A 23,483-nucleotide genomic window follows, 5' to 3' on the forward strand; every position below is an offset into this window, starting at 1 on the left:
CGGGGTGGTGACTCGACGCGATCACTGCCGCCCGCCCGGTCGGCTGTTCGCTACGGTCTGCCCATGATCAGGCCACCGAATCCGATTGCAGGACACTGCTCATGAAGCCAGCCGAGGTCGCAGCCACCTACCCGCCAGGGACGGTCATCTACTACCGGTACACCTCCCCTACCACCGCCACCGTTCACGGTCTCGCCCAGCTCGACGGCGGGCAATGGTTCCGCCCCACCCCCGAGCGCACTGCCCTCGCCGACGTGAACACCTTCGACGTCGACGTCCTCGTCGTGTACGACCCGACCCGGCCCAACGTTCCGCGTATCGAATACGGGATCCGCACCACCGACCCCGAGACCGGCGAACTCCACGACGGGGCACGAGGAACCCGCGGCGCCGCCGAGCGATCGGCCGCCACCATCCACCGGTGGCGTGGTCCTCACACCCCGGCAACCATCATCCGCCGCTGGGTCTGCGAAACCCGCTGGGAAATCGACGACACACCTCCCGACCATGCGTAAAACCTCAGCAACCGCGGCGGCGACGGCGCCAGCGGCGCGGCGGTGGATCAGCCCGCTGCGCTACCCCGGCGGGAAAGCGCGCATGGGTGCAGCGCTCACCACCATCTGGGAAACGCAGATGAGCCCCATGGACATCGAGATTTGGAGCGAACCGTTCGCCGGGGGCGCGGGCGCCGGCCTTCACCTCCTCGCCGACAACACGATCTCCGAGTTGTGGCTGACCGAGAAACATCCGGCGCTGGCAGCCTTTTGGCGCACCGCCGCACACAACGGCGCCGAGCTGGCAGCCTCCGTACGCACTACCACCCCCAGCATGGGGCTGTGGCGGCACGCCCAGGAGGCAGTGGCCGCCGCCGAGGCTGGCGACACGGTCGACGACACCGAGCTGGCGTTCGCCGCGCTCATCCTCAACCGGTGCTCCCGATCAGGCATGGTGAACGCCATCGTCGGCCCGATGGGCGGAAAACATCAAAGCGGACGGTGGACGCTGCAGTCACGGTGGTATGGCGAGGGCATCGCCGAACGCATCGACGTCGTCCACCGGCTCGGCGACAGAATCCGGGTCATGGAAGGCGACGGCATCGAACAAATCCGGGAACTCGACGGCAGCGTCGGAATCGAAGACGAAATGATGTTGTTCGTCGACCCACCGTATCTGGTGCAGGGAAACCGACTGTACGCCAACGGAATGACCATCGACGACCACGCACGGTTGGCGTCTGCGCTCGCGGGGTCCGCCTGTCACTGGCTGCTCACCTACGACGGCGACGACCGGGTCCTGGACTTGTATCCCACCAACCGGGTGTTGGCGTATCAGATCCCCAACACGGTGAACCGGGCGCGAATCGCCGAGGAGTATGCGGTGCTGTCGCCGGCGCTGATGGTCGCCGACGATATGCGCCTGCTGCCGAAAGGCGGTACCCGCTGGGTTCAGCACGCCACCGCTGTGTGACCTGGTCTTTGCGTTCGCCATCAGGGTTTTGTGATGGGCGCCTTCCTCTGTCGGCGGCCAGCACTGTTGGTGGCAGGATGAGTGGATGGTGAGCTCGTCGATTCTGCATGGCATCTTCGGTGTACCCGTCGCCGATATCGGTGTCGCTGAAATCCTGCAAGCAATCGAGGACCGTGTCGTGGAGAACGACGAACTCGATTGGAAACGACAGCCCTATCGGAGGGGGCGGGGCGCAGAGATCGCTAAGGACCTCACCGCTCTGGCGAATCATCGTGGCGGAGTCATCGTGATCGGCGTCGACGAGGACGGCCACGCGGCCGCCCGGGCATTACCTACCGAGGACTCGGCGGCGGAGATAGAGAAGATGATTCGATCGGCCGCCGCAGCCCACATCCAGCCGTTTCTTAGCGGGATCACTGTCCGACAGACGGAAGACCTTCCTGGAACGACTGAACACTTTGTGATCATCTCGGTGGAACCCAGCCGAGACGCGCCCCACGCCTGCACCCCCGACGGCCCCAACGGCAACACCCTGTTGTATCCAGTGCGGCACGGCGCTGACACCCGCTACCTCAAGGAATTCGAGGTGGCGACCCGCTACCGCGATCGCCAGGCCAGTCGCAAAGATCTCACCGCAGCGCTCGAACGCGTCCACGACGACGGGTTTGCGACCAGCCGGGGTCTCGACACCGAGGCATCGCTGTCGGTCGCGGTGGTTCCCGTGAATCGTGGATCTCGACCTCACGGTCCTGATGCGCGCGACGCCGAGACCCAGTTCCTCACCGAGTGGAATAACCGCACCTCGATACCAAACCACGACATCGAATTCGTGCCGCTGCACAAGAATTTTCGCGTACGCCCGGGGCGGCAACGCACCATCTTCACCACCCCCGATATCACCGCCGAACTCGGGCACCAGGGCGCCGGCTACCTCTCCCCCAGACTGCGATTCCTACCGCAGCATCCGGTGATCGACGACGCCACCGGTGAGAACGCAAGTGCGCTCACCAACGCAGTCGTGATCCCCACCGACCGCATCGAATGGACACTGTTCACTGCTATCACCTTCCTCATCGACCACGCCATCGACACCGGCGCGTCCGGCGAGCTCGAGATACGGGCCCAACTGCACTTCACCCAGCGCGCCGGCCGCCAGAACGGCGGCGTTTGCATACCGCGGCCGCGGCCGAGGGTGGGCCACCTGACCCACGAACTGCCGTCGGGTGCTCACCTGTCCCCTGTCACCACCGCGGTACACACCACCACCGGGATTGCCGACGCAACTACGGACAGGTACCGCAATGCAGCGGCAGCCGCCTACTTCCTTGCGTCCGATATCTTCGCGGAGTTCGGGGTTGACGAACCCCACATCTTCACTGATCTTGGCACCAGCAACTCCCAGTTAACGCTTTCGGATTCGGGGCTACCGGGTGTCCGAGACTGGTTGCAGGAACACCTCGCTCCGCCGGCGAGTTGATCGAAAGCTCGACCGGTGACAGCCCCCGTGTTTCATAGGTCGCCACGCACCTCGTGCGGCTGCGCGTTGCACGTGCCGCTGGCCGCCGGGCTTCCTCCGTCGGCGGGGATCCGTGGTGCGAGAACACCGATCGTGAGGAGCGTGAGCATCCCCCACAGGAGGTAGGCGTTGCCGGGGATGTGCTGCCACCACGCCCAGGTCAGTTCAATCTCGTTGCGGTTGGGAACCTTCTTGTGAGGCACCAACATCAGCAGCGCCACCCCTGACGACGTCAACGCCCACCACACCAGCGGGCCGCCTGGCCGAACGGCCCAGCACGCCATCACCAGGATGATCAGCGCCGCCCACACCCAGTGCTGGTCCCATGACACCGGTGAGGCGTACAAGGCGACGAAGCCGACGACGATGAGCGCAGCCATGTCGGCGCCGGCGGTGAGTAGCCGCGACGCCACCCACAGGATCAGGACAGCCGCCACCGCCGCGCACAACAGCCACACCACGCTGGAGTCGATGTGCAGCCGCATCAGCTCTCCGCGAAGGGATTGGTTCTGCGAATAGACCGGACTTCCGATCCGGTTGGTTTCGAATAGTGTTGTCGTCCAGTACTTCACCGAGTCCGATGGCGCAAGAACCAATCCCAGCGTGGAGAACACGGCGGCTGACGCCGCGGCTCGTACGGTGGTCCGCCACTCCCGCCGTAACGCGAAGTACAGCAGAAACACCAGCGGGGTGAGCTTGATCGCGCACGCCAATCCGGTCAGCACTCCTTGCCAGCGTGCGCCTGATCCGAGGGTGCCGTCGATGACGATCAGCATCATCAACAGCACGTTGACTTGCCCGTAGTTGAGGGTGTCGGCGACCGGCTGCAGCCACAGGCACCCGGCGGTGGGCGGCACTGCCAGCCACCACAAGTCGCTTGCCGGGCGGTCGATCATCCGGCTGAGCACCAGCCGGATCGTGATCAGCAGGCATCCCACGGATATGGCGGTGACGGTCATCGCGCCCAGCCACAGCGGCAGCAGCGACCAGGGCGCGAACAGTACTGCGGCGATCGGCGGGTAGGTGAACGGCATGTGGAAGTCGCCCTGCAGGGTGAGGACTCCGTCGTAGAGCGGGTGGCCGGACAGGAACAGTTGTCCGCCAGTGCGATACACGTCGAAGTCGACTTTGTACGGCGGCCATTGTCCGCGGGGGTACAGCAGAACGAACAGTGCGGCGCTCAGTAGGAGTGCGGCGATCGACGCGGTGCGCGCGGCCGGCGACTGCAGGTACACCGTGACTGGGGGGCGGCGCCGGCCTCGCGGGGAGCGGCCGCTGTCCGCGGCGGTGTCTGCAGTGGTGGTGTTGCTGCTCATGCGGCTCGCGTGTCGCGGGTGTCGCGGCGGAATCGTTGGAGGTCGCTCTTGACGGTGGCGAAGGGCACCTCGAGGTGGTCGGCGATCTGCCGGGTGGTCATGCCTGCGTCGTGGAGTTGGGCGACGCGGTTACGGCGTTGTGCAGCCTGTTCTACGACGTCTTGGAGGTTGCGGCCCTCAACCAGCCCGAGTGCCTTCTTGTGCCGGTACACGCTGGCGCGGCTGATGCCGATCCTTTCGGCGATCGCGTTCAACCCGAGGCCAGCGTCGTGCAGGGCGCGCACCTGGGCGCGGGTCTCCAGATCCGGCTTGGACTCGCGGCGGCGTTGTTGCACGGGGATACCCAGATCGTGCTTGCAACGCGACACCGTGGCTACCGGTACGCCGAGCCGTCGGGCGATGGCCATCGACCCGAGCCCCCGATCGTGTAGCCGCTGTACCTTCGGCAGCAGCCGTTGGCGGAGGTTGCGTGGACGATGCGTGGCCACCGATTCGGCCGCCACTCCGAGGTGCGTGGCGATCCGATCGTCATCCCATCCGCGCACCTCTCGGAAGTGTGTCCATGTGGCTCGCAATGCGGGGTCGCCGATGGTGGCAATGTCAAGCACCGGGGGTACTCCGTTCTCTTAGTTCGACTGTCAGTCAGAGCTTTTCGATCATCCGGGCGTCGTCCGGTGTGATGCGGCAGATGGTGTGGGCTGCACGTTCCTGGACAGTGAGGGAGCCGTCGCGGTGAATGTAGAAGCCGTACGCCGCGTCGACGCTGCCGTCGGCGATGTCGACGGGCTGCCACAATCTGCTCGAGGCCGGCGCGTGGTTGATCGCCGGATCGGCGTGCGGGTCGACGGGAACCCCGTAACCCGGGATCGCTGTTCCTCCGCCGGCGGCCACGTAGTTGGCGGTGGTGGTGTCATCGATGAACACCCAGTCGTTGCGCAGTAGCGTGCGAGCGGCTGCGGTGAACCCGTTGACCGCCAGGATGCCGCGCAACGCCGGGACGATGATGTTCGGGTCGGCGTCGTAGGCGACCCGTCGGCCGCGCAAACCGATTCCGATGTCTGCGCCCACAACTCCCGATGTGCCCATCTCGTCACGCTCCTCCGGTAGGTGAAACCTCGCCTCTCAGCATGACCATGCGATTTCCGCTGGCTTTCCGGTCCGTGCGGAGCTGCGGCGCCATCTGTCTCTGTCGGGGCCGTTCAGGGCAGCGGTAGACGTCGTGGAACGTAAAAGTTCGTGTGCGCCTCGAAGATCTGCACGCCGCGCTGTTTGTGGAGGAAAAAGGCGTAGTCGACATCGACGCGATCGTCGCGCAGATCGAGCAGGCTCCACATCGTCGGCTCGTAGGGCTCCTTACCGTCAGGTGTCCACCGCGACATCTCTTCCGGTCGCACCCGAACGCCGTATTCGGGTACTACCTCACCGAAGGGGGTCGGATCGTCCGCTGCCTGGTCGGGTCGGACGCTATGCCATTCGTGGGCGAGCAGGGTGGAAGTGGCGGTGGTGAAGCCGTCGCGCCCGATCAACGCCGCCAGTGCAGGCAGCATTGCCTCGGGGTTGCCGTCGCAGTGGACGATTCGCCCCTGTCTCCCGCCTCTGTCGTCAATTCCGACGATGCATCGCGTGCTCATGAGATCTTCGCTCCTCTGTTGTGTGTTCGTGTGCGACTCTGTACTTACTCATCTGTAGGTGCGGCAGCGAAGTAGGTTCCGGTTGTGCCGCAGCCACTTACGTCGAGTGGTTGGCTCGTCGGTGTCGCATTCTTGTAGGAGGAGGAACCCCGATGGTGAGCGATCCGAATGAGGGGCGGGTGCGGTCGCCCGCTCCGCGCCCGTGCGCCAGTTGCCCTTATCGTTGTGATGTCCCGGCTGGTGTGTGGGCTGCCGAGGAGTACGCCAAGCTACCCGCCTACGACCGCGACACGGCGTCGCAACCGGCGGCCCTGTTCTTGTGCCACCAGAATGAGCGGGCGAGCGAGCAGGCCCGCATCTGTTCGGGCTGGGTCGGCTGCCACGGCGAGGAATTGCTGGCTTTGCGTCTCGCCGTGATCTGCGGTGCGATCGACGACGCGACCTTCGTGGCCTGCCTCGACTACGCGTCACCGGCGGCGCTGTTCACCACTGGCGGCGACGCCGCAGCACACGGTGTCAGCGGGATCGCCGAACCCGATGCTGCTGCGCGGGCAGCGATCGCGAAGATCGAACGGCGGCGCCCGGATCTGACGCTCTGACGGTTATTCTCCCCACCGCTTGACGCTGCATCCCGCGGGCTGGCCGGTGGGTTTGGGCCGGCGACCGCGCCGTCCGGGCTCCCGCCGGCCGAGCGCCCTGGCTGAGTGCCGCTGCCCCGGAAACCGGGGTGCAACGATGAGCGCGTAGCCAAATGGAAAGAGCGCCGCCATGACTGACCTGATCTCGAGCGTCGATGCGTTGACCAGCCTCCCCGTCGGTGCGCGCGTTGTGCCGTATGGCTATCCCGACTCAGTGGCCACCACCCGCCGCCACGACGGCATGTTCGTCAGTGCCCGCGGCGTGTGTTCGCCGAAGCACATGGGCATTCCCGCCCGGCTGCTGCCCGGCCTCGCCGAAGTCCCGGCGCCATCCGATGTGTTCGCCGGAGTTCGGCAATGACTGGGCAGGCCCGCCTCCCCCACCCGTTCGGTCGTCGCCGACGCGGCCGAGTCGTTGTGGCCGGCGGTGACGACCTGTTCGCAAGCTGTCACCGAATCCCCGACATCGCTCGAGCGTTCGCCGCGATCCAGGACCACCCCGACACGATCGTCGAACTCACTACAACTCATTGCGGGCGAGCCCGGAATCTTCTCCGCGACAGCCACTTCTGGTGGTATGTCGACACCTATTCCGTCGGCCACCATGCCGCTGCAAGCCTCGGCGGCTACCGGGTTCTGACCAACCTTCGTCTAGGTACGCGGGTCGACAGCCAGCCGCGCGGCGCAACACAGATGCCGCTGCTCCTCGACACCCCGGCCATCACCCGATACATGGATGCCCGACCTCTCCGCGGGCCGCTGACACTACACACCCTGTGCGCACGGAACGATGTCCGTGCTCTGGATTGGGTCGTGGCCAGCGGCCGCGACCGACACCCCGAACGCAGAGAGCTCGGCTGGCTGCGATCGCTACGCGACCAGTGCGTGGAGCACTCGGTGCCCTTCCGATTCGACGGATGGGGTGATACCGGCGACCGGTTACTCGACGGCCACATCTGGGACGACGAACCCCACGCCACGAAAGTTCTGCCACTCGCACAGACTGTGCCGCAATGACATTCCAGGCTGTGCGACGGTGTTCCCGAAACATCTGCACGACGTCTCGTCTACCCGAGCGAGGAACTATGAGCGACACAGCAGACTCGATGACCGATCTGATCTTCGAGGAATACCCGGAGCTCGACGACCACCCGCACACCGACCCCGGTGATGCTCCTGCTCGATGGCACCTTGAGTCACTGGGCGCAGGAGGAGAGTGATGGCCGACGTACTCAGGGCAGTGAAGGTCGACGGCTCAGTGGTGCGCGTCTGGCGGTGGCGCATACGCCGCAACCACAGCCTGTATGTGCAGGTGAACTCCGGGCCGCCCACATGGTGGATACCGCAAGTCCGATTACGGAAGCTCTACCCCGAGCGTGATGTCCGCGAGTTCGAGGCGATGGCCGGCTGGCTACGAGTCTGCGCCGGAGTCACTGTCGCGGACGTCCGGGACCTGTGATGGCAGAGCGGGCGCCGTCATCTCATGCAGAGACGTCACCGGCACCTACACCGACTTGCCTCACGCACCGACCGCCTCATCTACGCCGGAGAGGAACTATGAGCACAACAATCCTTCTCCACGAAGGCGTTGACGCCGTCCTATTCGACGCAATCAAACGCTTCGAACCCGAGGCCACCATCGACGGAATCTGCACCGCCGAATCATGCATTCCGATACCGGGACACAAAGGAAATTGCCGACGATGAAAAAGGGCACTGCGAGTAGCGTTGCGGAGCACAGGCCAGCCTTGCGGCGACGCCGATTCCGCCACGACGATCTGACCGCCCTTGACCTGTTCTCAGGGTTCGGAGGATTCACACAGGGCATCGAAGCTGCCGGTTTCACAACACTTTTAGCGGCAAACCATAATCGCTACAAGGTAGAAGTACACGAACGCAATCATCCGCATGTAGAGCATTGGGTGGCCGACCTCGTCGACACTGAACGCTCAGACTATCACTCGGCCCGCGACCTTCCCGCCGCCGACCTTCTTGTCGCGGGAATTAGTTGTGTCAATCATTCTCAAGCCAATACTCAGAAGGCTTATAAGCAGGGTCTCAGCTTGTTTGATCTTGACGACCCGGACTACGACGCTAGGGTGACCCGCTCGGAAAAGGATCGCGCAACCGCGAATTGTGTGCTGCACTACGCCGACACGCACCATCCACGGATGATCATCGTCGAGTGCACCACCGAGCTGGCATCGTGGGGCCCACTCATCCAGGGAAGCAAGACCATCGGCGACGGCACCACCTACCGGTGGTGGCTCAAGCAGTTCCAGAACCTCGGCTACCGCCACCGGGAACTGCGCCTCAACAGCATGTTCTTCGGAGTACCTCAAAGCCGAGACCGCCTTTACATCGTCTTCTGGGACAAAGCACTTCCCGCGCCCGACCTCGACCACTGTCCCCTGTCGTGGTGCGATCGATGCGACGACGTCGTGGAGGCCGTCTGGTCATGGAAAACAGCCGTGCCGCCGTCCGGCTCGGTACGGTACGGCCGACAGTACGAGTACCGTTGCCCGCGCTGCCGGCGTGCGGTCATGCCGCCTGCCACCCCGGCGGTGCATGCGATCGACTTCACCGACCTCGGCACGAAAATCGGTGACCGCAAGCTCAAGGACTTTGTCGTCGACGGCCGAACTGTGCGTCTACCGCTGGCTCCCGCGACCCTCGCGCGAGCACAGCGATGCCTCGCCAAGTTCTCGGAGTTCCCCGCGGTCCTGATGCCCGCCAAGGCTGATCGCGGCGCGGAACGTCACCCTTTCCAACCGGCGTCCACCCAGACCTCGCGGCAAGAGACCGCTCTCCTCGCGGCCGGCGGGATCATGATGGCTGCCGGAAACACCTTCGAGCGTCCCGGATCCAACTGCCGCATCCGGAGCTTCGATCAGCCGCTGTGGGCGCAAACAGCCACTAACGGTGTCGGAGTCCTCTCCTCCGGCGTTATCCCTTTCCGCAAGAACACCACTCCCACCACACACGCCGAATCGATGCCGACCGTCACCGCCGATCAGATTCCAGGACTACTGACCGCGGCCGGGGTGATCAAGAACAACGGCTCGATCGATGAAGCGAAGTACCGGGCACATCCGGTCAGCGCACCGTTGGGCACGGTCACCGCTGGTGACGCGAAATCGCTGCTGTTTTCCGGGTGGGTCGAACAGAACGGCTCTCGAGGAGACGTCCCGTCAGCGCAGCCGGGGACCGTCCCGATCGACACGCGTGTGTCCGGCAACAACACCTCCCTGGTGACAGCCGAGTGGCGTGAGGTCCTCGCCGACCTCGATCTCTACGACTGCTACTTCCGGATGATGTTTGCCCACGAGACCGGCCGGGGGTGTGGTTTCGACGTCACCTTCGGTGACCATCAGGGCTCGTTTGTGGTGTGGGGCAAGCCCCGCGCCCAGGTCGACGGGTTCGGCAACGCAGTCTCCCCACCAATCGGGCAGTGGATCGGCAGCCGCTGCTACGCAGTCCTCCACAACGATCGGAGAGCAGCATGAAAGCGCTAACAGTCCAGCAGCCATGGGCGTGGGCAATCATCCACGGCGGGAAGCTGATCGAGAACCGCACCGCAAACTGGTCCTCCTACCGTGGCCCACTCGCCATCCATGCGGGGCAACGCGATTCAGATCGTGGCTGGGACTCTCCGCTGGTACAGGAGGCCGCGACAGGCCGCACAGGCCCCGGATGCTGGGACTCGAGCATCATCACCCCACCGGCGTGGACTGAGCGCGGCGCGATCATCGGCATCGTCGACCTCGTGGATGTGCACCCCGACACCGGGTGTTGCCGTCCGTGGGGTGAGTCGTCGTACACCGAAGCCGGTGGCCGGACGCGCCGCCTTGTCACCCACCTGGTTCTCGAGAACCCGCGAGCGTTGGACGAGCCTATCGCGTGCAAGGGCGCGCTCGGATTGTGGACCCCGCCGGTCGACGTCGCCGAGAAGCTGGGGGTGGCGTGATGGAGCCCTACTACGTCGACGCCACCGTGGCGCTCTACCTCGGTGACGCACTGGACGTTGCGCAGCAACTCGATTCAGGATCGGTCGACTGCATCGTGACGTCACCTCCCTACTTCGGTCTGCGCGACTACGGCGTCGAGCCGACCGACTGGGCAGCAATGGAGTATGTGTCGATGCCCGGCGCGCAGCCAATCGAGCTACCGGCGATGAGATGCCCACTGGGTCTAGAGCCAACACCGGCCGCGTTCGTCGGGCACCTCGTGCTGCTCTTTAGGGAGCTACGGCGAACACTCACCGACGCCGGCACGCTGTGGCTCAACCTCGGTGACAGCTACAGCGGATCATGGGGAAACCAGGGCCACAAGATCGAGCGCCCAGACCTCCACGCCACCCTTCGCAGCGGCGACGCCTACGGCGAGCAGGTGAGGCGCAGCGGGGCCATCAAGCCTGGTGCGCCGCCCGCGAAGAACCTTATGGGGATACCGTGGCGAGTCGCCTTCGCGCTCCAAGCCGACGGCTGGATGCTTCGCAACGAGATCGTCTGGGCTAAGCCGAACGGTATGCCCGAGAGCGTTACTGACCGTCTCGGAAAGAAGCACGAGCACGTTTTCATGCTCACCAAGTCATCGCACTATTGGTTCGATCTTGATCCAATCCGGGAGTCGATGGTCACGGCGGGTTCTGACGCACTGACGTGGGACCGCGAGGAGCAGGGTGTGCCCGGCCAGAAGCCGAAGCACCGTCCGGGCCGGACGTGGGACCAGAGGGTCGCACAAGGCGCGCCCTCACGACGAGGTATCGATCCAGGCCATGCGCAGGGCGATAGCAACTTCGCAACACACTCGAACGGCCGGAACCCAGGTGATGTGTGGACTATCCCGACCCAGCCGTTCACCGGCGCTCACTTTGCCGTCATGCCTGTCGCGTTGGCCGAGCGCTGTGTCAAGGCCGGATGCAAACCGGCCGGCCGGGTGCTTGATCCGTTCTCGGGCAGCGGCACAACCGGTCTGGCTGCCGCTCGCCACGGTCGCCGGTACGTCGGTATCGACCTGAGCCGTGAGTCCTTGGACCTGTCGCTGAGGACCCGGCTGGCCGAACCAACCCTCGACTTCGAGGCAGGCGCGTGATGGCCGACTTCACCACCGACGACATCGCGGTCGCTGTCGACATCCCCGGCGTCTACGACGGCATCAGCGCCTACCTCCTCACCGACGGCACGTGGCGCAACCGATGGCACGGCGTCTCGTCCACAGAAGGGCGCTACTACGCAACGCAGGCGTGGATCGACGAGCACGGTGACGAGTTCCGCGCGGCCCACCGCGACCTCCTGGCGAATGACGGTGAGGCGTGATGGTCGACCTCGACGCAATCCGCGGCGACATCGAGATGGCCACGCGGTCAGCAGAGATGGCGCGACACGTCGCGCTCGACCACGCACCCGAACTCCTCACCGAGATTGAGCGGCTGACGCCCCGTGAGATCACAACGGTGGAGGAGCTGGAACTGCTGCCGGCCGGATCGGTGGTGTATCAGTCGGGTAGCCCGCTCTATGGCCCCCAGGCCTGGATTCGCCGCCATAAGGGGTGGCAATGCAATGGCGATCCGGTTCCCAGTCGGACCGTCATCCTTTTCGCGAAGACCGCCTACGGCGACACGCTGACCGTGGTCTACACACCCGAGGGGTGGTGAGTGATGGCCGACCACAGCAAGATCGAGTGGACCCATGCGACTTGGAACGTCGTCATCGGCTGTGACAAGGTATCGCCCGGCTGCGACAACTGCTATGCGATCCGGACCGCGCATCGGATGCAGGCCAACCCTAATCCGAAAGTGTCGGAACCGTATTCAGGGACCGAGTCCGGCAGGGAGTGGACCGGGCAAGTCAACCTCGTCCCGCACAGGCTTGATCTGCCGCTGCGATGGAAACGACCGCGGCGGATTTTCGTCAACGCCCAGTCCGATCTCTTTCACGATGCCGTGCCGGCCGATTACATCATCGATGTGTTCGCGGTCATGGCAAAGGCGAAGCAACACACTTTTCAAGTGTTGTCGAAGCGACATGGTCGGATGCGTTCGCTGCTGTCTGATCCGGGGTTCGCCCGCGAAATGTGGGCCCGACTTGGGATTGTCGAGTATCCGGAAGTCCCGACGGAAGTGTGGCCGCTGCCGAACGTCTGGCTGGGTGTAAGCGCCGAAAACCAGCAGTGGTTCGACATCCGCTGGCGCGCACTGCGTGAAACCCCGGCCGCGGTGCGGTGGATTTCGGCTGAGCCACTGCTGGATTCCATCACGTTGTGTTCCTGCGACGGCGGCTCATTAGGAGTACGGCAGCATCTGTTCCTCGTTCACCCCGACTGTCCGCTACACGGCGATCGCAGACTCGACTGGGTGGTCGTCGGCGGCGAATCCGGTCCGAAAGCCCGACCCATGCACCCGAACTGGGCGCGGTCGCTGCGCGACCAGTGCTCCACGGCCGGTGTGCCGTTCCTTTTCAAGCAGTGGGGCGAATGGGGACCGCTGGCCGAGTACCCGTACGGCGTCGACAGTCTCGTCATGACCGACGACGGCGCCACCTATCGAGCTGGCGACCTTGACTGGCCGGATGGTCCGCGGCGTGGCGAAGCCCAGCGCGCCGACTTCCCGCACCATCACCCGACGTTCCTGTACCGCGTCGGCAAGAAGCGCGCTGGCCGCGCGCTCGACGGGCGCACCTTCGATGAGTACCCGATCGCCGAGGGAGCCTGACGCCAGTCCTTGGTGGCAGACCGCATGAAGGAGAACGATGAATACCCCAGCACGAGTCTATGATCCGACTGTCGACTACAGTATCGACCCTGACTTTCGTCGAGTACGCCACGCACTGCGGGAAGGCGTGGATTCCTCATGCAACGTCGTTGAGGAACCGGATGCCGCTTCAGGTTCTGATGTCGCGGTGGCTGGGTTCATCAACTTCGACAAGTTGGCGTTCCTGGTGTTGACCTCGCTTACGGAGTAGGGCCGATGAACTTCGACGAGGAGGCACGAGTCTGGGCGCATGACCGCCAACGGACAGTGTTCTCGTTGCCTTCAGGCGAGCTGGCAGGTGCCGGCGCCCGGGTACCCGTAGTGCTGTCCGACCGAGTTGCCTCGCGGCGGCGGACAGCTCGACACCGGTGGCCGACACTCGCCCGGTCAGACAGTGCCGCAGTCTGTTTCGTCGTCTGTGAGGCTTAGATCATGAATTCTCCCGCTCCTTCTGATCGCTCTCCAGCGCATGTACCGGTTCCTGTTGAGGTTGGCGCGCGGTTCGTGGCGAACGACCGTCTGTGGCAGATCAAAGAGGTTTTCGATTCGGCTTTCGGTCGGATGCTGCGGTTGGAAAAGGTGGCGTCCGGCGGTGCAGTGATCGTGCGTGTCCGCGTCAACGGTGACGGCTCACTGGCTGGCGTGCAGATGCTTCGCTCACGGTCCTGGTACGAGGTCGCGGCTCCCGGCGTGGTGCCGCCCTCGCAGTGGCCGACCCGACCTCACCAGATCCACCCGCAGGCGGGTTGCTGAGGTGGCCGCCACTATGCCGCTGGTGTGGCTCCTCCCCGCCTGCTGGGCAGCCCGTGTAGCCGCTTGTGGGGGCTCGTCGTGGGTGACTTGAGTGACGACCAGAGGTGGCTTCTCGCCGGGGTCGGTGGCTGGATGATGGCTGACTGTCTTGTCGCCCCGCAGCGCGGGGTCCGGCAGTTGATGGCGTCGATGTGCGGCTCGTCGACCGGTCGCCGCGATGACCGCTATCCGGAATGGCTGGCACAGGGGTACTCCTGCGGGTACGGGCGCATCGTCGCCCCATGACGTGGAATGCGAACTCGCACACCCCGCCGCTCGCTGTGGTCACGTCTCGCGAGCTGGCGCGCTTCGCAGCCAGCGTCGACGCGGATGTGATCGAACGTCTCGATACGGTTCGTCAGGCGTTGACGATTGAGACGGTCCGCTGGTCGACTTCCTGTCACTGTCCTCGGGGGATGAAGTGGCACGAGCAGGAATCCAGCCCGCTCTATCGGGAGCGGTGGCATCCCACCGCCGAGGAAGATCGCGAACACTGCGAGCTGACACGTCGTCTGTCTTTGCGGCTGCAGGACCTCATCCTTCCGGCGTGCGCCGTGGTCCCACCGGAACCGGGGCAGCTTGATCTGTTTGACCCGGATACCGTTGCGGTGCAGTGAACCTACTAAGACTCGGGGCGTTCGCGGCTGGGCGGTACCGGCCCCGCAGCGTGAGCGGACAGGCACTTTCAGCGAAAACTGTGGTGTCACCCGCCACCCTGCTGTAGGGGTTTGCCGCGACCGGCAGACGATGCTCCGATCGTGATGATCGATCCACATAACCTGTCTGGCCACCTGCTCCCGTCTTCTACTGTGCCGCAAGCAGTTTTGCCTCAATCGTAGTGTCGGAGGTGTCAATCACACACAGCCGTCGCGGCGAAACGGAGGGCCACACCATGACCACAATCTCAGAGCGTATTGGCCGCCTCTCGGAGCTCGTCGCCGAGCTCGAGGCAATCGACGCGGCAGTCGGCGGTGGTGGTGATCTCGGGGCGTTGCTCGAACGTCATGTGGCCGCGATGAACGAGATTGCCTTCCTGAGCAGCGGCGCCGATCTTGTCGGCTACCGGTCGGCGTGGATGGGTGAACACGGTGGGCGTGAGGATGTTCGCGGGATGTTCGACCGCTACCGGCGGCCTGCGGAGTAGTTCCCTCGCCCACGTCGCGCCGGCAGAGGTGCGGCGCCCCGCGGCGCTTGCCGGCTAGAAGAGCGGTGGTCGCGGCTCGGTCACCTTCGGGTTGTACACAGCTTCGCTGCACTTGTCGTCGTACTGCCAGACGCCGTCGGACAGGCGCCACCACTCGTCTGATTCGTTGTCCTCGAGTACGAGGGCCCGCTCCGGCCATGCCATCACCAGTTTGTCTTCGCGGAGCGTGTCGGAGCCGTAGTGGTCGGCGAGCGCCTCGTACAGGCCCTCGGGGTAGTCCTCGTCGAAGCTACTGGTCGCCGCGTCGTCCAGCGGCTGCTCGCAGGATGCGTCGCGGGTGATCCAGTGGGTGCCGAAGACTTTGTCGACCACGAAGCTGCACCCGGCGAACGGCAGGCTGATCAGGAACAGGATGACGAAGCCCATGCCAAGGGTTTGCAGGACCTTGATGTCGTCCTTCTTACGCGCCAACTGCGGTGTCTCCTGCTCATCGGGGCCGGAACGTGCCGCCGCTGGGTGTTGTGGCGTGCACGTGCCGAGTCCGCCGCCCCTGCAGATGTTCTGTTTGAGGGGTTTGGGTGACTTTACCGGCTGCGGCGTTCAGCCACCTACCTGGGAGGTGTGCCGCGTAGGTGGCTGCCGGATAGCCCGGATCGCGGGGTCAGGCGCGGTGGTAAGCGCGGAGCCGGTCGATCGAGCAGGTGTGATTCCATCCGCCGTCGTTGAGGTCCTCGGTCTGCGGGATCTCCGCCGCATTCCACAACGCCTCGATCGGCAGAGCGTTCGCAGCGTCTTCGAGGATCAGCCACGGGGCCAGGCCGTGGATCTGTACTTCGGCGAGATCGAGACGCTGATCGAGGCCCAGGACGGAGGTTTCAACGAGTTCGCCGTTGACGATGTCCACGCTCTCGTACACGAGGAATGCGCAGTCGCCGCCGCCGTCGGGGGTGTGCACGTGGAAGTACTGCGCCGTGAGGTTCAGTGCGTCCCATGCCTCGAGGAACGTCGCCACTGCCAGCGAGCGCAGCTTCTCGTGGGCGGCGTCCACGTCGGCGGCTGCGGCGGCGAAGCGGGTGAGGGTGGCGTGATCAGTCATGGGGGCTTCCTTCTCATCGGGCGGTTGGTGTGAAGGTAGTTCCCGGCGCAATGCTGCAGCGGCAGTGCGTATCTAGCCGACATGCTCGGTGGTGCTGTGGGTGTGGGCTGACTACGGTTGCCGCGTCCACCGCTCCAGGTGCTGGGTGCGCGGCACATACAGAGGGTGTCGCGGTGACCCATCCTTGGTGGTGCCTAGGCAGTGCAGGTCGATGCCGGTGAGTAGGTCGACGACGGCGGCGGCGCGGGCGCGGACAGGATGCGCCCCCCAGGCGGCGATCACCACGTCGGCCGAGTGAGCGGCGTCGACGACGTGCTTGTCGTTGTCGGGTCCGACGACGTCGAGTCCGGAGGTGTCGGCGGTGAACAGTTCGTGGGGATCAGTTGCGCGGTAGGCGAACAGATTCGCCACGTCGAGGGTTGTTCCGCCGAGGGCGTGCGTGAACGCGATGCACCGGCGAACGGTCGGATCTTCGGTCGTCGCGGTCGCCGTGGAAGGGTTAAGCATCAGGAACAGAACTGTTTTCGGCTGCTGGTCGAGCATGGCGGGGAGGTAGCGGCGCAGGCGGTAGCGATACTGGCCGGTCGGGTCGATCACGGCATCCCCGGACACAGCGAGAGGTGTCATCGGTGTGGCCCTCTGCTGTGCACGGGTTGCTCGCTGCCCGGGGCGTGGCGGTCGTCTCGGTGGACGGTCATTGCGGGTTCGCCGCGCCGCGGTGGGCGGTGATCGTCAGCGTCACGTTGTCTAGGGTCAGATTGGGTTCGGCGGCGCGGACCGCGTACTTCCGGGACACCGCCCAGCGCAGCAACCGCAGGATGACCGGCGCGACCGTGTCCGCCGAATGATGAAACCCGTTGTCGGTGACCACTCCGATGAGACGCACCTGCGAATCGCTCCACGATGTGTGGTCGGCGTCGAGAGTGACGAACTCGGAGAGCATCGACTCGGTGCGGGCGATCAGATCGTCGTGCTCTCCGACAGGTCGGACAGGTAGCGGCGGCGGTGTGCACGACACGTCGAACTGCCAGCCGGTCTGATCGGCGGCCGGTCGGCGGTCGGCGGGCCTCGTGGCCACTACCCTGCCTTTCGTTCTGTGTCGTTGGCGCGGTCGAGGATGGAGCGGGCGAGCGCGTTGATCCGATCGGCGCCGACGCTGGGTGCGTCGGCTGGGGCGTCCTGGGATGGGTTGACCAGCGAGTCGGCGTCCATTGCTTTGAGATTGACGACGTCGAGAACGATGGGGTCCGAGCCGCTGTCGGTGACCGCGAAGTAGGCGATGGTCGATTCCTGTTGTCCTGGGCGACCCAGTCGTCCGATGCACTGCTTGTGGATGCCGGCCGACCAGTCGAGTTCGGCGAAGACGCACACGTGGGCGATGTCTTGCAGCCCGTCGAGCCCTTCTCCGGACCGCAGCGACATGATCAGGACCCGACAGTTCCCATTGGTGAAGGCGTCCACGGCCCGTTGTTTCTGGGCGGGTGTTTCGGTTCCGGTGTAGAGCAGGGCGTGGTGTGCTTTCAGTGCTTCAGCGAGGATTTCGTGGACCTGGCGGTGCCAGGCGTAGACGACGATCCGTTCGGTGCTGGCAAGTAGCAGTTCGACGAACGCCGCAACGAATGGGGCTTTCGCAACGCCGGTGGCTTGCCGCATCTGCCAGTCGAGTTGGCCGGCGGCGGTCCACCGTTCTTGTCGGGACGCGTTGTTGGACAGGATGAGTCGAGCGACTTCGGCGACTGCGTTCTCGGCGTTGCGGATGACGTCGGTGTTGGCGGGAACGTACTGTTCGACGTGGCAGATCGGGGGCAACTCGATTCCCACTTGTTCGCGGGTGCGCCGCAGCCACAGACCTCGGCGCTCGAGCCGTGAGCGCAGGGCGTCGGGATCAGTGATCCGTGAATGGCGTCCGAGACCGTATGTGGCGTCCGAGCACCATGCGCGGGCGAACTCGATGGGTGTGCCGAGGCAATCTGGGGCGATCACATCCATGATGGCGAAGGTTTCGGCTCCGGAAAAGTTCATGATGGGAGTCGCGGATGCTCCCACTACGCAGTGCGCTTTCTGCGATAGGTGTTGTGCGCCAGTGTATTTTTCGGTGCCCGTTCGGCGGAGTTCTTGGACTTCGTCGAACAGCACGGTGCGGACCCGCCCTGCGAGGTGGTGGTGCCATCCGGCGATCTTGCTGTAGGACATGATGATCAGGTCCGGGTCGCGGCCGTCGGCGTCGCGGAGGTCGTAGGGAGTGGCTTTCGTGGCGATGTGGACGCGGAGGTCCGGATACATTGCGCGGGCCTCTTTGAGCCACTGCCACGGCAGGTTGGTCTTGGTCACAGCCAGAGCCGGGCGACACTTCGGGTCGGCCAGCACCGCCAGGCACTCGTAGGTTTTCCCGAGTCCGAGTTCGTCGAAGAGGCCCAGTCGCCGCGTGTTCCAGATCAGGTCCCGGGCGGTGACCTGATAGGCGCGCAATTGCACTGGGGACGTGAGGAAATCGGTGCCGGCGTCGATGGGCGTGGCGGTGCCGGACAGCACGTCGCGGACGCGTTGTTCACGTGCCTTGTGGTCGCGGACCGCTTTCTTGAGGCGTCTGCGGTCAGTAGCCGACATGCGCAGCGGCCACCGCATCATCAGCCAGTCCAGGGTGCGGGCGGCGTCGTCGGTGGCGTCGACTCGGATGGGGCCGGATGCTGTTTGTTTGCATTGGCGCAGAATGCGTTTCGCGTCGATCGCTGTGTCGGGTTCGACGTCGAGGACCCACGACGCGGGTGTGGTTGTGTCGTAGCGCAGTTCACCGAATGTGAGCGTGTCGTTCACAACGCCACCCCGGGGAGAACGCAGGCCTGTACAGGTTTGCCGGACAGGGTGGTTGGCGCGGTGGCAGCCAGCCGCCGTGACGTCGTCGCCAGGATCACTGCGGTGACGGTGGGGTGTTGGGCGTAGCGGGCGAGTTGCCGGAGGACGTCGTTCGTGGAGCCCTTGATCTTGACTTCGACGGCGATCCGGCCGGCGACAATGAAGTCGGGTCTGTCTCGGCTGCTGAGTCGGTGTTCGGCGGCGACGTGAAGGCCTGTGTCGGCGAGGGCGATCGCGACGTCGTGTTGGACGCGTGTTTCGTTCACCGGCCGGTATCGGCGCCCGGTGAGGGCGCGGTAGATGGCGGTGATCTGCGCTGCGGTCGGCGACTCTTGGGGATTCTCGCCAACGATGGTGGCACTCATCGCATCCTCTCTGTGATGACGGGTTCACCGTATAAGACGAGTTTCAGCTGTCGGCTACGATGCGACCCGCCGGAACCACCATCGCGATGGTGGGGTCTTGCCGATGGGTCACTTCGCTTGAACTGCTTTGGAGAGCGGGTAGTAGTAGCCTCCATCGGATCGCCAATAGCCATTGTGTAATGGGCAGGTGTCGCCACGGGCGCGGTCATACTTCCAACCGACTGCCTTGGCTCCTCGCCTAGCCTGTGTGACGGTCCGATCGGTGCCGCCATCCCAGATTTCCCCGCACTCATCGCACGTCAGGGTGACAAAACGGTAGGCAGTCATCACCGAACCCAATGGCCCCGCGGTGTGGCGCGGTCCTCCGACGTGTTCACTTCTCGCCACTGCGACGCAGAAGACCAGCGGTGAGCAGAGCGCGGGCGACACGACGACACGTCGAACGCTTCTCGAACCCGCGTGGGTCGTCCCAACCCACCGAGTGGCGATCAGCCGTGTGAACGATCCACGCTGCCCTCTCGACCAACTCCTCATCGGTAGCGGTTGGCAGCTGGGTGTCTCCTCTGTCTCCAAGGAGTGCTTTGAGTCTCTTACCGACTTCCTCATACTCGGCCATCGCGCCCTGGAGCAGTCTCGCCCATGCCTCGCGTGTGGTATTGGCATCGGTAACGTCGTACAGCGTCGTCTCACCGATCCCCAGGAGAGCGATGCGCGCGTCCTGAATCGCCTGCGGCGCGACCCCTTCGCAGAGTGCTGCCAGATCCTCCCGGTGTTGCGCGGCCGCCAGGCCACATGCGTCTGCAAGCCCGGCGGCAACCAAATCCAAGTCGATTCGTCCGGACACGTCGACATGCGTCAACTCGTCGCTGGCGTAGCCGTTTTCGTCGACCGCGGCGACCAGCAGTTCCCTGAGATGCGGCTTGAAGTATTCGGATGTCGGGTATGGCATTAGGGCTCCTCCTCGAGATCGTGTAATCCGCCTCTTCTGGTGGTACTCACAGTACGAACCGCTTTTCGGGCTGGCGGCAGCGTGCGCGGTGCCGCTCTCACCGGGCCCAGCATTTCGGTCATCGTTGCAGGGGACCTCTCGGTTCAGTCGGACCGAGCGTGCAACTAGTCCTGAGCGCACGCTGGCACGATCTGGCCGGAGCGATATCGGCGACGACAGGAACCAGAAGCTCGATTGTGCAAGCCTCAGCGACTATTCTCAGTTCCATCGAAGCCTTCTGACCTGGGAGTTCTTATGCGTGTGTATCGGCACACCGCTGCGTTCGTCGCTGCGGCCGCAGCATCCACTGCTGTCCTCGTGGGTGGTGCCGCCCCGAGCTTCGGCGCGCCCGCCACATCGTCGCAGCCCGCCGCCGGTGCGGTGACCACGCAGGCCGATGCGTCTCAGCTGGCGTCGGAGTTTGCTGAATTCACCCGCTCTACACCAGGTTTGGTGTCGTTGTCGGTGACTGCGGCGGGTGGCGGCACCCCGATCTCGTTGACGTCGTCTGGGGCGGACGCGCAAAGTCTTCCCGCCTGGGGGACGATCCGGCTTCCCTTGGCGTTAGCCGCAACGCGCAGCGGTGGTGGCGACACAGTGAACTCGGATATCCAGTTGGCTGTTGGTGCCAGTGATACGACCGCCGCCGGGAACCTCATTCAGTCGTTGGGTAGCGGGCTGGCGGACAAGGTCAATGGTGTCCTCTCGTCGCTGGGTAGTCCCCGCACTCATGTCGAGTCGGCGTCGGATTACACGGGATTGGCGCGGACGCCGTGGGCTGTGCCTGACCAGTCGGTGTTCGGTGCGCATCTGCTGTGCGCGGCGGACCGTTCGGTGGTGACCTCTCCGATGCTGGCGACCACCAGCGCCGACACCGCGAGCTCGGGTTCGGTGCCGTCGACGGAGCAGGCTGCGGAAACAACCACCGAGCAGGCATCGGCGGGGACGACCGCCGAGCAGGTGTCGACGGCCGGCGGTGGTGGGCAGTCAACGCCGGCGCGGAATGCGTGGGGGTTGCAGGACCTCGCGTCCAGTGCCGACGTCCAGTTCCTCGCAACGCACGGCGGGTGGGGGCCGGCGGACGGTCAGCGGTACTTGGCCCGCCAGTTGGCGTTGGTGCAGACACCTCGGGGGTTGATGTCTGTGGCGTTGGCGGCGGAACCAACTACCGACGGACAGGATGCGGCGATGGATCTGGCGAAGTCGGTATCGCATTGGTTGGCTGAGCATTTGGGCGAGTTCGGGGCGGGGTTCTGCAACGCCGGTGATGCGCAGAGCGCAGCGGATGCGGGATCGACGTCACCGTCGTCGACGGCGGCGGCCGGCTCGGAGGCGGAGTCGTCGGTGCCGATGGCGGGTGCGGCGGGAGCCTCGTCGCCCGTGACGTCCGCGGATGCGGGCGCTACCGCCGCGGAGGCCGGCGGAGACGCCACGACGTCGGCAACCACATCGCCGTCGGCGGCGCCATCCTCGAGCGCTCCGCCAGCAACCCCGGCACCGGCACCGGCTCCGTCAGCTCAGCTGGTGGCACCCAATACGGAATGCCGGCCGACCGTGGTGGCTGTCGATCCGGGGCATTCGACAGCCGTCATCTCCGACTTCGACCCGGTGACCGGCGTGCGAATGGCTGACTGGTCCAACGGCAATGAGGACAAAGATGTGTTGACGGTCGCGCAGACCGTGCAACGTCTCCTCCAAGCGATCCCCGGCTACAAGGTTGTCCTGACCAAGAATTCACTCGACGAAAGAGTGACCTACCGCCAGCGGGTCGACCGGGCGGTGCAGGCTGGTGCGGTCATCGGGGTGTCCATTCACACCTCCCCCAACGACAACGCCATCTTCCCGCAACGGCAGGGTTTGTATCGGGAAGGACCGGACGCCAACGGCACCACCAAGCGGGTGTCGTTCGGCAATCAGGAGACGGCCGCCCGCTCGCAGTTGTTTGCGTCGAAGTTCCAGCAGACCCGCGGCGCCGCGGAGGGCCACGCGGTGCAGGTTCGCGACAATTCGTTCAGCGGCCGCAGCGATCCGGCAGGCAATCCGTTGTGGAGCGGCAACATTCCGATGATGTCGCTTCTGGCGGACACCGTCCCCTGGGTGTACAACGAGTTCGGTCCGGCCACCGGTGGTGGTGGCGGCACCAGCCCGATCGCCGCCGATCAGCTCACCAAGTACGCCCAAGGCATCGTCGACGGTGTCCGCGCGTCCGCCCCGCCCGCACAATGCGCCACCGCTGCCGCTGCCCCGTCGGCGGCACCAGCCGCCACCAGCGCCGCACCCGCAACACCAGCAGCGGTGCCGGGGCGCACCGGGTGCCGGCGGGTGGTGCAGATCGGTGATTCGACCAGCGTCGCCGTCGATGATCCGTCAGCGATCCCGAACGCATCGGACCGGTTGACCGCCCAACTGAAGCGGGTGGGAGCAACCGAGGTCACGTTGGACGCGAGCAGCGGCCGGTCCATCGCCGAGACGGTCAACGGCAACCCCAATGCGGTGGACGGTGTCAACAGCAACAAGGGGAAGGCTGATTGTTGGATCATCGCGATGGGCGTCAATGATGCGGTAGCCGTGTCCGGCGGCAGCCAGGTGGGAGATGACGAACGGATCAACCGCATCATGGCCGCTGCCGACGGCAAGCCAGTGTTGTGGCCAACCATCGCAGTTCACGGTTCCAGCAATCCCAACTACACCCCTGAGTCCGTCGACAAGTTCAACGCCGCCCTTCGTGCGGCGACGGACCGATTCCCGAATCTCGCTGTCTACGACTGGCGGGGAGCGGCGCAGCCCGCCGAGTGGTGGTCCGACGACGGCATCCATTACACCGGTGCCGGCTACATCCAGCGCAACATCCGCTTCGCTGATGCCTTGGCGATCGCCTATCCGACCGGGCAGGCACCACCTGCGGTGAAGTGGGTTCCGGCGTAGG

General features: G+C 65.0%; 31 protein-coding genes. 20 read left to right on the forward strand and 11 right to left on the reverse strand.

What is annotated here, in order from left to right:
• Positions 1–101: 101 nt before the first annotated feature.
• From AC5ZH6_RS28260 to AC5ZH6_RS28270, 3 genes are all read left to right on the forward strand, one after another.
• Positions 102–515 (forward strand): hypothetical protein, encoded by a 414-nt coding sequence (locus AC5ZH6_RS28260; RefSeq protein WP_496169621.1) that lies wholly within the window; start codon positions 102–104, stop codon positions 513–515.
• Entirely contained in the window at positions 508–1,467 is a 960-nt protein-coding gene (locus AC5ZH6_RS28265; RefSeq protein WP_496169622.1) for a DNA adenine methylase, read from the forward strand. The genes AC5ZH6_RS28260 and AC5ZH6_RS28265 overlap by 8 nt, the downstream gene beginning before the upstream one ends.
• Before the next feature lie 85 nt (positions 1,468–1,552).
• A complete protein-coding gene (locus tag AC5ZH6_RS28270) occupies positions 1,553–2,944 on the forward strand; it encodes an AlbA family DNA-binding domain-containing protein (protein ID WP_496169624.1) in 1,392 nt (463 codons plus the stop codon).
• Positions 2,945–2,976: 32 nt separating this feature from the next.
• Here the strand turns inward: AC5ZH6_RS28270 and AC5ZH6_RS28275 are convergent, their stop codons facing one another.
• From AC5ZH6_RS28275 to AC5ZH6_RS28290, 4 genes are all read right to left on the reverse strand, one after another.
• Positions 2,977–4,299, reverse strand: a complete 1,323-nt coding sequence (locus tag AC5ZH6_RS28275; protein WP_496169625.1) for a glycosyltransferase 87 family protein — start codon at positions 4,297–4,299, stop codon at positions 2,977–2,979.
• The gene (locus AC5ZH6_RS28280) at positions 4,296–4,907 is read right to left on the reverse strand and encodes a helix-turn-helix domain-containing protein (RefSeq protein WP_496169627.1); all 612 of its coding nucleotides are present in this window, start codon (positions 4,905–4,907) and stop codon (positions 4,296–4,298) included. The genes AC5ZH6_RS28275 and AC5ZH6_RS28280 overlap by 4 nt, the downstream gene beginning before the upstream one ends.
• Positions 4,908–4,941: 34 nt before the next feature.
• Entirely contained in the window at positions 4,942–5,385 is a 444-nt protein-coding gene (locus tag AC5ZH6_RS28285) for a hypothetical protein (protein ID WP_496169628.1), read from the reverse strand.
• Positions 5,386–5,498: 113 nt separating this feature from the next.
• Positions 5,499–5,930, reverse strand: coding sequence for a hypothetical protein (locus AC5ZH6_RS28290; protein ID WP_496169629.1), 432 nt, complete (start codon positions 5,928–5,930; stop codon positions 5,499–5,501).
• A gap of 152 nt (positions 5,931–6,082) precedes the next feature.
• Between AC5ZH6_RS28290 and AC5ZH6_RS28295 the strand changes: the two genes are divergently transcribed.
• The 16 genes from AC5ZH6_RS28295 (at position 6,083) to AC5ZH6_RS28370 (ending at position 15,255) form a co-directional block, all read left to right on the forward strand.
• Positions 6,083–6,529 carry a DUF6283 family protein gene (locus tag AC5ZH6_RS28295; RefSeq protein WP_496169630.1) on the forward strand — a complete coding sequence of 149 codons (447 nt, stop codon included), beginning with the start codon at positions 6,083–6,085 and terminating at the stop codon, positions 6,527–6,529.
• Between the two features lie 169 nt (positions 6,530–6,698).
• Positions 6,699–6,929 carry a hypothetical protein gene (locus tag AC5ZH6_RS28300; RefSeq protein ID WP_496169631.1) on the forward strand — a complete coding sequence of 77 codons (231 nt, stop codon included), beginning with the start codon at positions 6,699–6,701 and terminating at the stop codon, positions 6,927–6,929.
• Positions 6,926–7,585: a DUF5131 family protein gene (locus AC5ZH6_RS28305; RefSeq protein WP_496169632.1), complete on the forward strand. Its 660-nt coding sequence runs from the start codon at positions 6,926–6,928 to the stop codon at positions 7,583–7,585. The genes AC5ZH6_RS28300 and AC5ZH6_RS28305 overlap by 4 nt, the downstream gene beginning before the upstream one ends.
• A gap of 68 nt (positions 7,586–7,653) precedes the next feature.
• Positions 7,654–7,788, forward strand: coding sequence for a hypothetical protein (locus AC5ZH6_RS28310; RefSeq protein ID WP_496169634.1), 135 nt, complete (start codon positions 7,654–7,656; stop codon positions 7,786–7,788).
• Complete coding sequence (locus tag AC5ZH6_RS28315; RefSeq protein ID WP_496169635.1) at positions 7,788–8,027, forward strand: hypothetical protein; 240 nt, start codon at positions 7,788–7,790, stop codon at positions 8,025–8,027. Before AC5ZH6_RS28310 ends, AC5ZH6_RS28315 begins: the two co-directional genes overlap by 1 nt.
• A 244-nt stretch (positions 8,028–8,271) precedes the next feature.
• The gene (locus tag AC5ZH6_RS28320; RefSeq protein WP_496169674.1) at positions 8,272–10,074 is read left to right on the forward strand and encodes a DNA cytosine methyltransferase; all 1,803 of its coding nucleotides are present in this window, start codon (positions 8,272–8,274) and stop codon (positions 10,072–10,074) included.
• Positions 10,071–10,535: an ASCH domain-containing protein gene (locus tag AC5ZH6_RS28325; protein ID WP_496169636.1), complete on the forward strand. Its 465-nt coding sequence runs from the start codon at positions 10,071–10,073 to the stop codon at positions 10,533–10,535. Before AC5ZH6_RS28320 ends, AC5ZH6_RS28325 begins: the two co-directional genes overlap by 4 nt.
• The gene (locus AC5ZH6_RS28330; RefSeq protein ID WP_496169637.1) at positions 10,532–11,662 is read left to right on the forward strand and encodes a DNA-methyltransferase; all 1,131 of its coding nucleotides are present in this window, start codon (positions 10,532–10,534) and stop codon (positions 11,660–11,662) included. Before AC5ZH6_RS28325 ends, AC5ZH6_RS28330 begins: the two co-directional genes overlap by 4 nt.
• Positions 11,662–11,886, forward strand: a complete 225-nt coding sequence (locus tag AC5ZH6_RS28335) for a hypothetical protein (RefSeq protein ID WP_496169638.1) — start codon at positions 11,662–11,664, stop codon at positions 11,884–11,886. Before AC5ZH6_RS28330 ends, AC5ZH6_RS28335 begins: the two co-directional genes overlap by 1 nt.
• On the forward strand, positions 11,886–12,224 hold the full coding sequence (locus tag AC5ZH6_RS28340; RefSeq protein WP_496169639.1) for a hypothetical protein: 339 nt from the start codon (positions 11,886–11,888) through the stop codon (positions 12,222–12,224). The genes AC5ZH6_RS28335 and AC5ZH6_RS28340 overlap by 1 nt, the downstream gene beginning before the upstream one ends.
• A 3-nt stretch (positions 12,225–12,227) precedes the next feature.
• On the forward strand, positions 12,228–13,280 hold the full coding sequence (locus AC5ZH6_RS28345; RefSeq protein WP_496169640.1) for a DUF5131 family protein: 1,053 nt from the start codon (positions 12,228–12,230) through the stop codon (positions 13,278–13,280).
• A gap of 37 nt (positions 13,281–13,317) precedes the next feature.
• On the forward strand, positions 13,318–13,530 hold the full coding sequence (locus AC5ZH6_RS28350) for a hypothetical protein (RefSeq protein WP_496169641.1): 213 nt from the start codon (positions 13,318–13,320) through the stop codon (positions 13,528–13,530).
• A 293-nt stretch (positions 13,531–13,823) separates the two neighbouring features.
• Positions 13,824–14,072, forward strand: a complete 249-nt coding sequence (locus tag AC5ZH6_RS28355; RefSeq protein WP_496169642.1) for a hypothetical protein — start codon at positions 13,824–13,826, stop codon at positions 14,070–14,072.
• A gap of 78 nt (positions 14,073–14,150) precedes the next feature.
• Entirely contained in the window at positions 14,151–14,357 is a 207-nt protein-coding gene (locus AC5ZH6_RS28360) for a hypothetical protein (RefSeq protein ID WP_496169643.1), read from the forward strand.
• Positions 14,354–14,728, forward strand: a complete 375-nt coding sequence (locus AC5ZH6_RS28365) for a hypothetical protein (RefSeq protein WP_496169645.1) — start codon at positions 14,354–14,356, stop codon at positions 14,726–14,728. The genes AC5ZH6_RS28360 and AC5ZH6_RS28365 overlap by 4 nt, the downstream gene beginning before the upstream one ends.
• 275 nt (positions 14,729–15,003) lie before the next feature.
• Positions 15,004–15,255, forward strand: a complete 252-nt coding sequence (locus AC5ZH6_RS28370; protein ID WP_496169646.1) for a hypothetical protein — start codon at positions 15,004–15,006, stop codon at positions 15,253–15,255.
• Positions 15,256–15,309: 54 nt separating this feature from the next.
• Here the strand turns inward: AC5ZH6_RS28370 and AC5ZH6_RS28375 are convergent, their stop codons facing one another.
• From AC5ZH6_RS28375 to AC5ZH6_RS28405, 7 genes are all read right to left on the reverse strand, one after another.
• Entirely contained in the window at positions 15,310–15,726 is a 417-nt protein-coding gene (locus tag AC5ZH6_RS28375) for a hypothetical protein (RefSeq protein ID WP_496169648.1), read from the reverse strand.
• Between the two features lie 190 nt (positions 15,727–15,916).
• On the reverse strand, positions 15,917–16,351 hold the full coding sequence (locus AC5ZH6_RS28380) for a hypothetical protein (RefSeq protein WP_496169649.1): 435 nt from the start codon (positions 16,349–16,351) through the stop codon (positions 15,917–15,919).
• 111 nt (positions 16,352–16,462) lie between these two features.
• Positions 16,463–16,978, reverse strand: coding sequence for a DUF1643 domain-containing protein (locus AC5ZH6_RS28385; protein ID WP_496169651.1), 516 nt, complete (start codon positions 16,976–16,978; stop codon positions 16,463–16,465).
• Positions 16,979–17,045: 67 nt separating this feature from the next.
• Positions 17,046–17,429 carry a hypothetical protein gene (locus tag AC5ZH6_RS28390; RefSeq protein ID WP_496169652.1) on the reverse strand — a complete coding sequence of 128 codons (384 nt, stop codon included), beginning with the start codon at positions 17,427–17,429 and terminating at the stop codon, positions 17,046–17,048.
• The gene (locus tag AC5ZH6_RS28395; protein WP_496169653.1) at positions 17,429–19,165 is read right to left on the reverse strand and encodes an SNF2-related protein; all 1,737 of its coding nucleotides are present in this window, start codon (positions 19,163–19,165) and stop codon (positions 17,429–17,431) included. Before AC5ZH6_RS28395 ends, AC5ZH6_RS28390 begins: the two co-directional genes overlap by 1 nt.
• Positions 19,162–19,569 (reverse strand): hypothetical protein, encoded by a 408-nt coding sequence (locus tag AC5ZH6_RS28400; protein WP_496169654.1) that lies wholly within the window; start codon positions 19,567–19,569, stop codon positions 19,162–19,164. Before AC5ZH6_RS28400 ends, AC5ZH6_RS28395 begins: the two co-directional genes overlap by 4 nt.
• A gap of 373 nt (positions 19,570–19,942) precedes the next feature.
• Positions 19,943–20,518: a hypothetical protein gene (locus AC5ZH6_RS28405; RefSeq protein ID WP_496169656.1), complete on the reverse strand. Its 576-nt coding sequence runs from the start codon at positions 20,516–20,518 to the stop codon at positions 19,943–19,945.
• A 294-nt stretch (positions 20,519–20,812) separates the two neighbouring features.
• On the opposite strand from AC5ZH6_RS28405, the gene AC5ZH6_RS28410 reads away from it, so the two are divergent.
• Complete coding sequence (locus AC5ZH6_RS28410; RefSeq protein ID WP_496169658.1) at positions 20,813–23,482, forward strand: GDSL-type esterase/lipase family protein; 2,670 nt, start codon at positions 20,813–20,815, stop codon at positions 23,480–23,482.
• The last annotated feature ends 1 nt before the right edge of the window (position 23,483 follow it).

The organism is Gordonia sp. YC-XJ4, assembly GCF_059511865.1.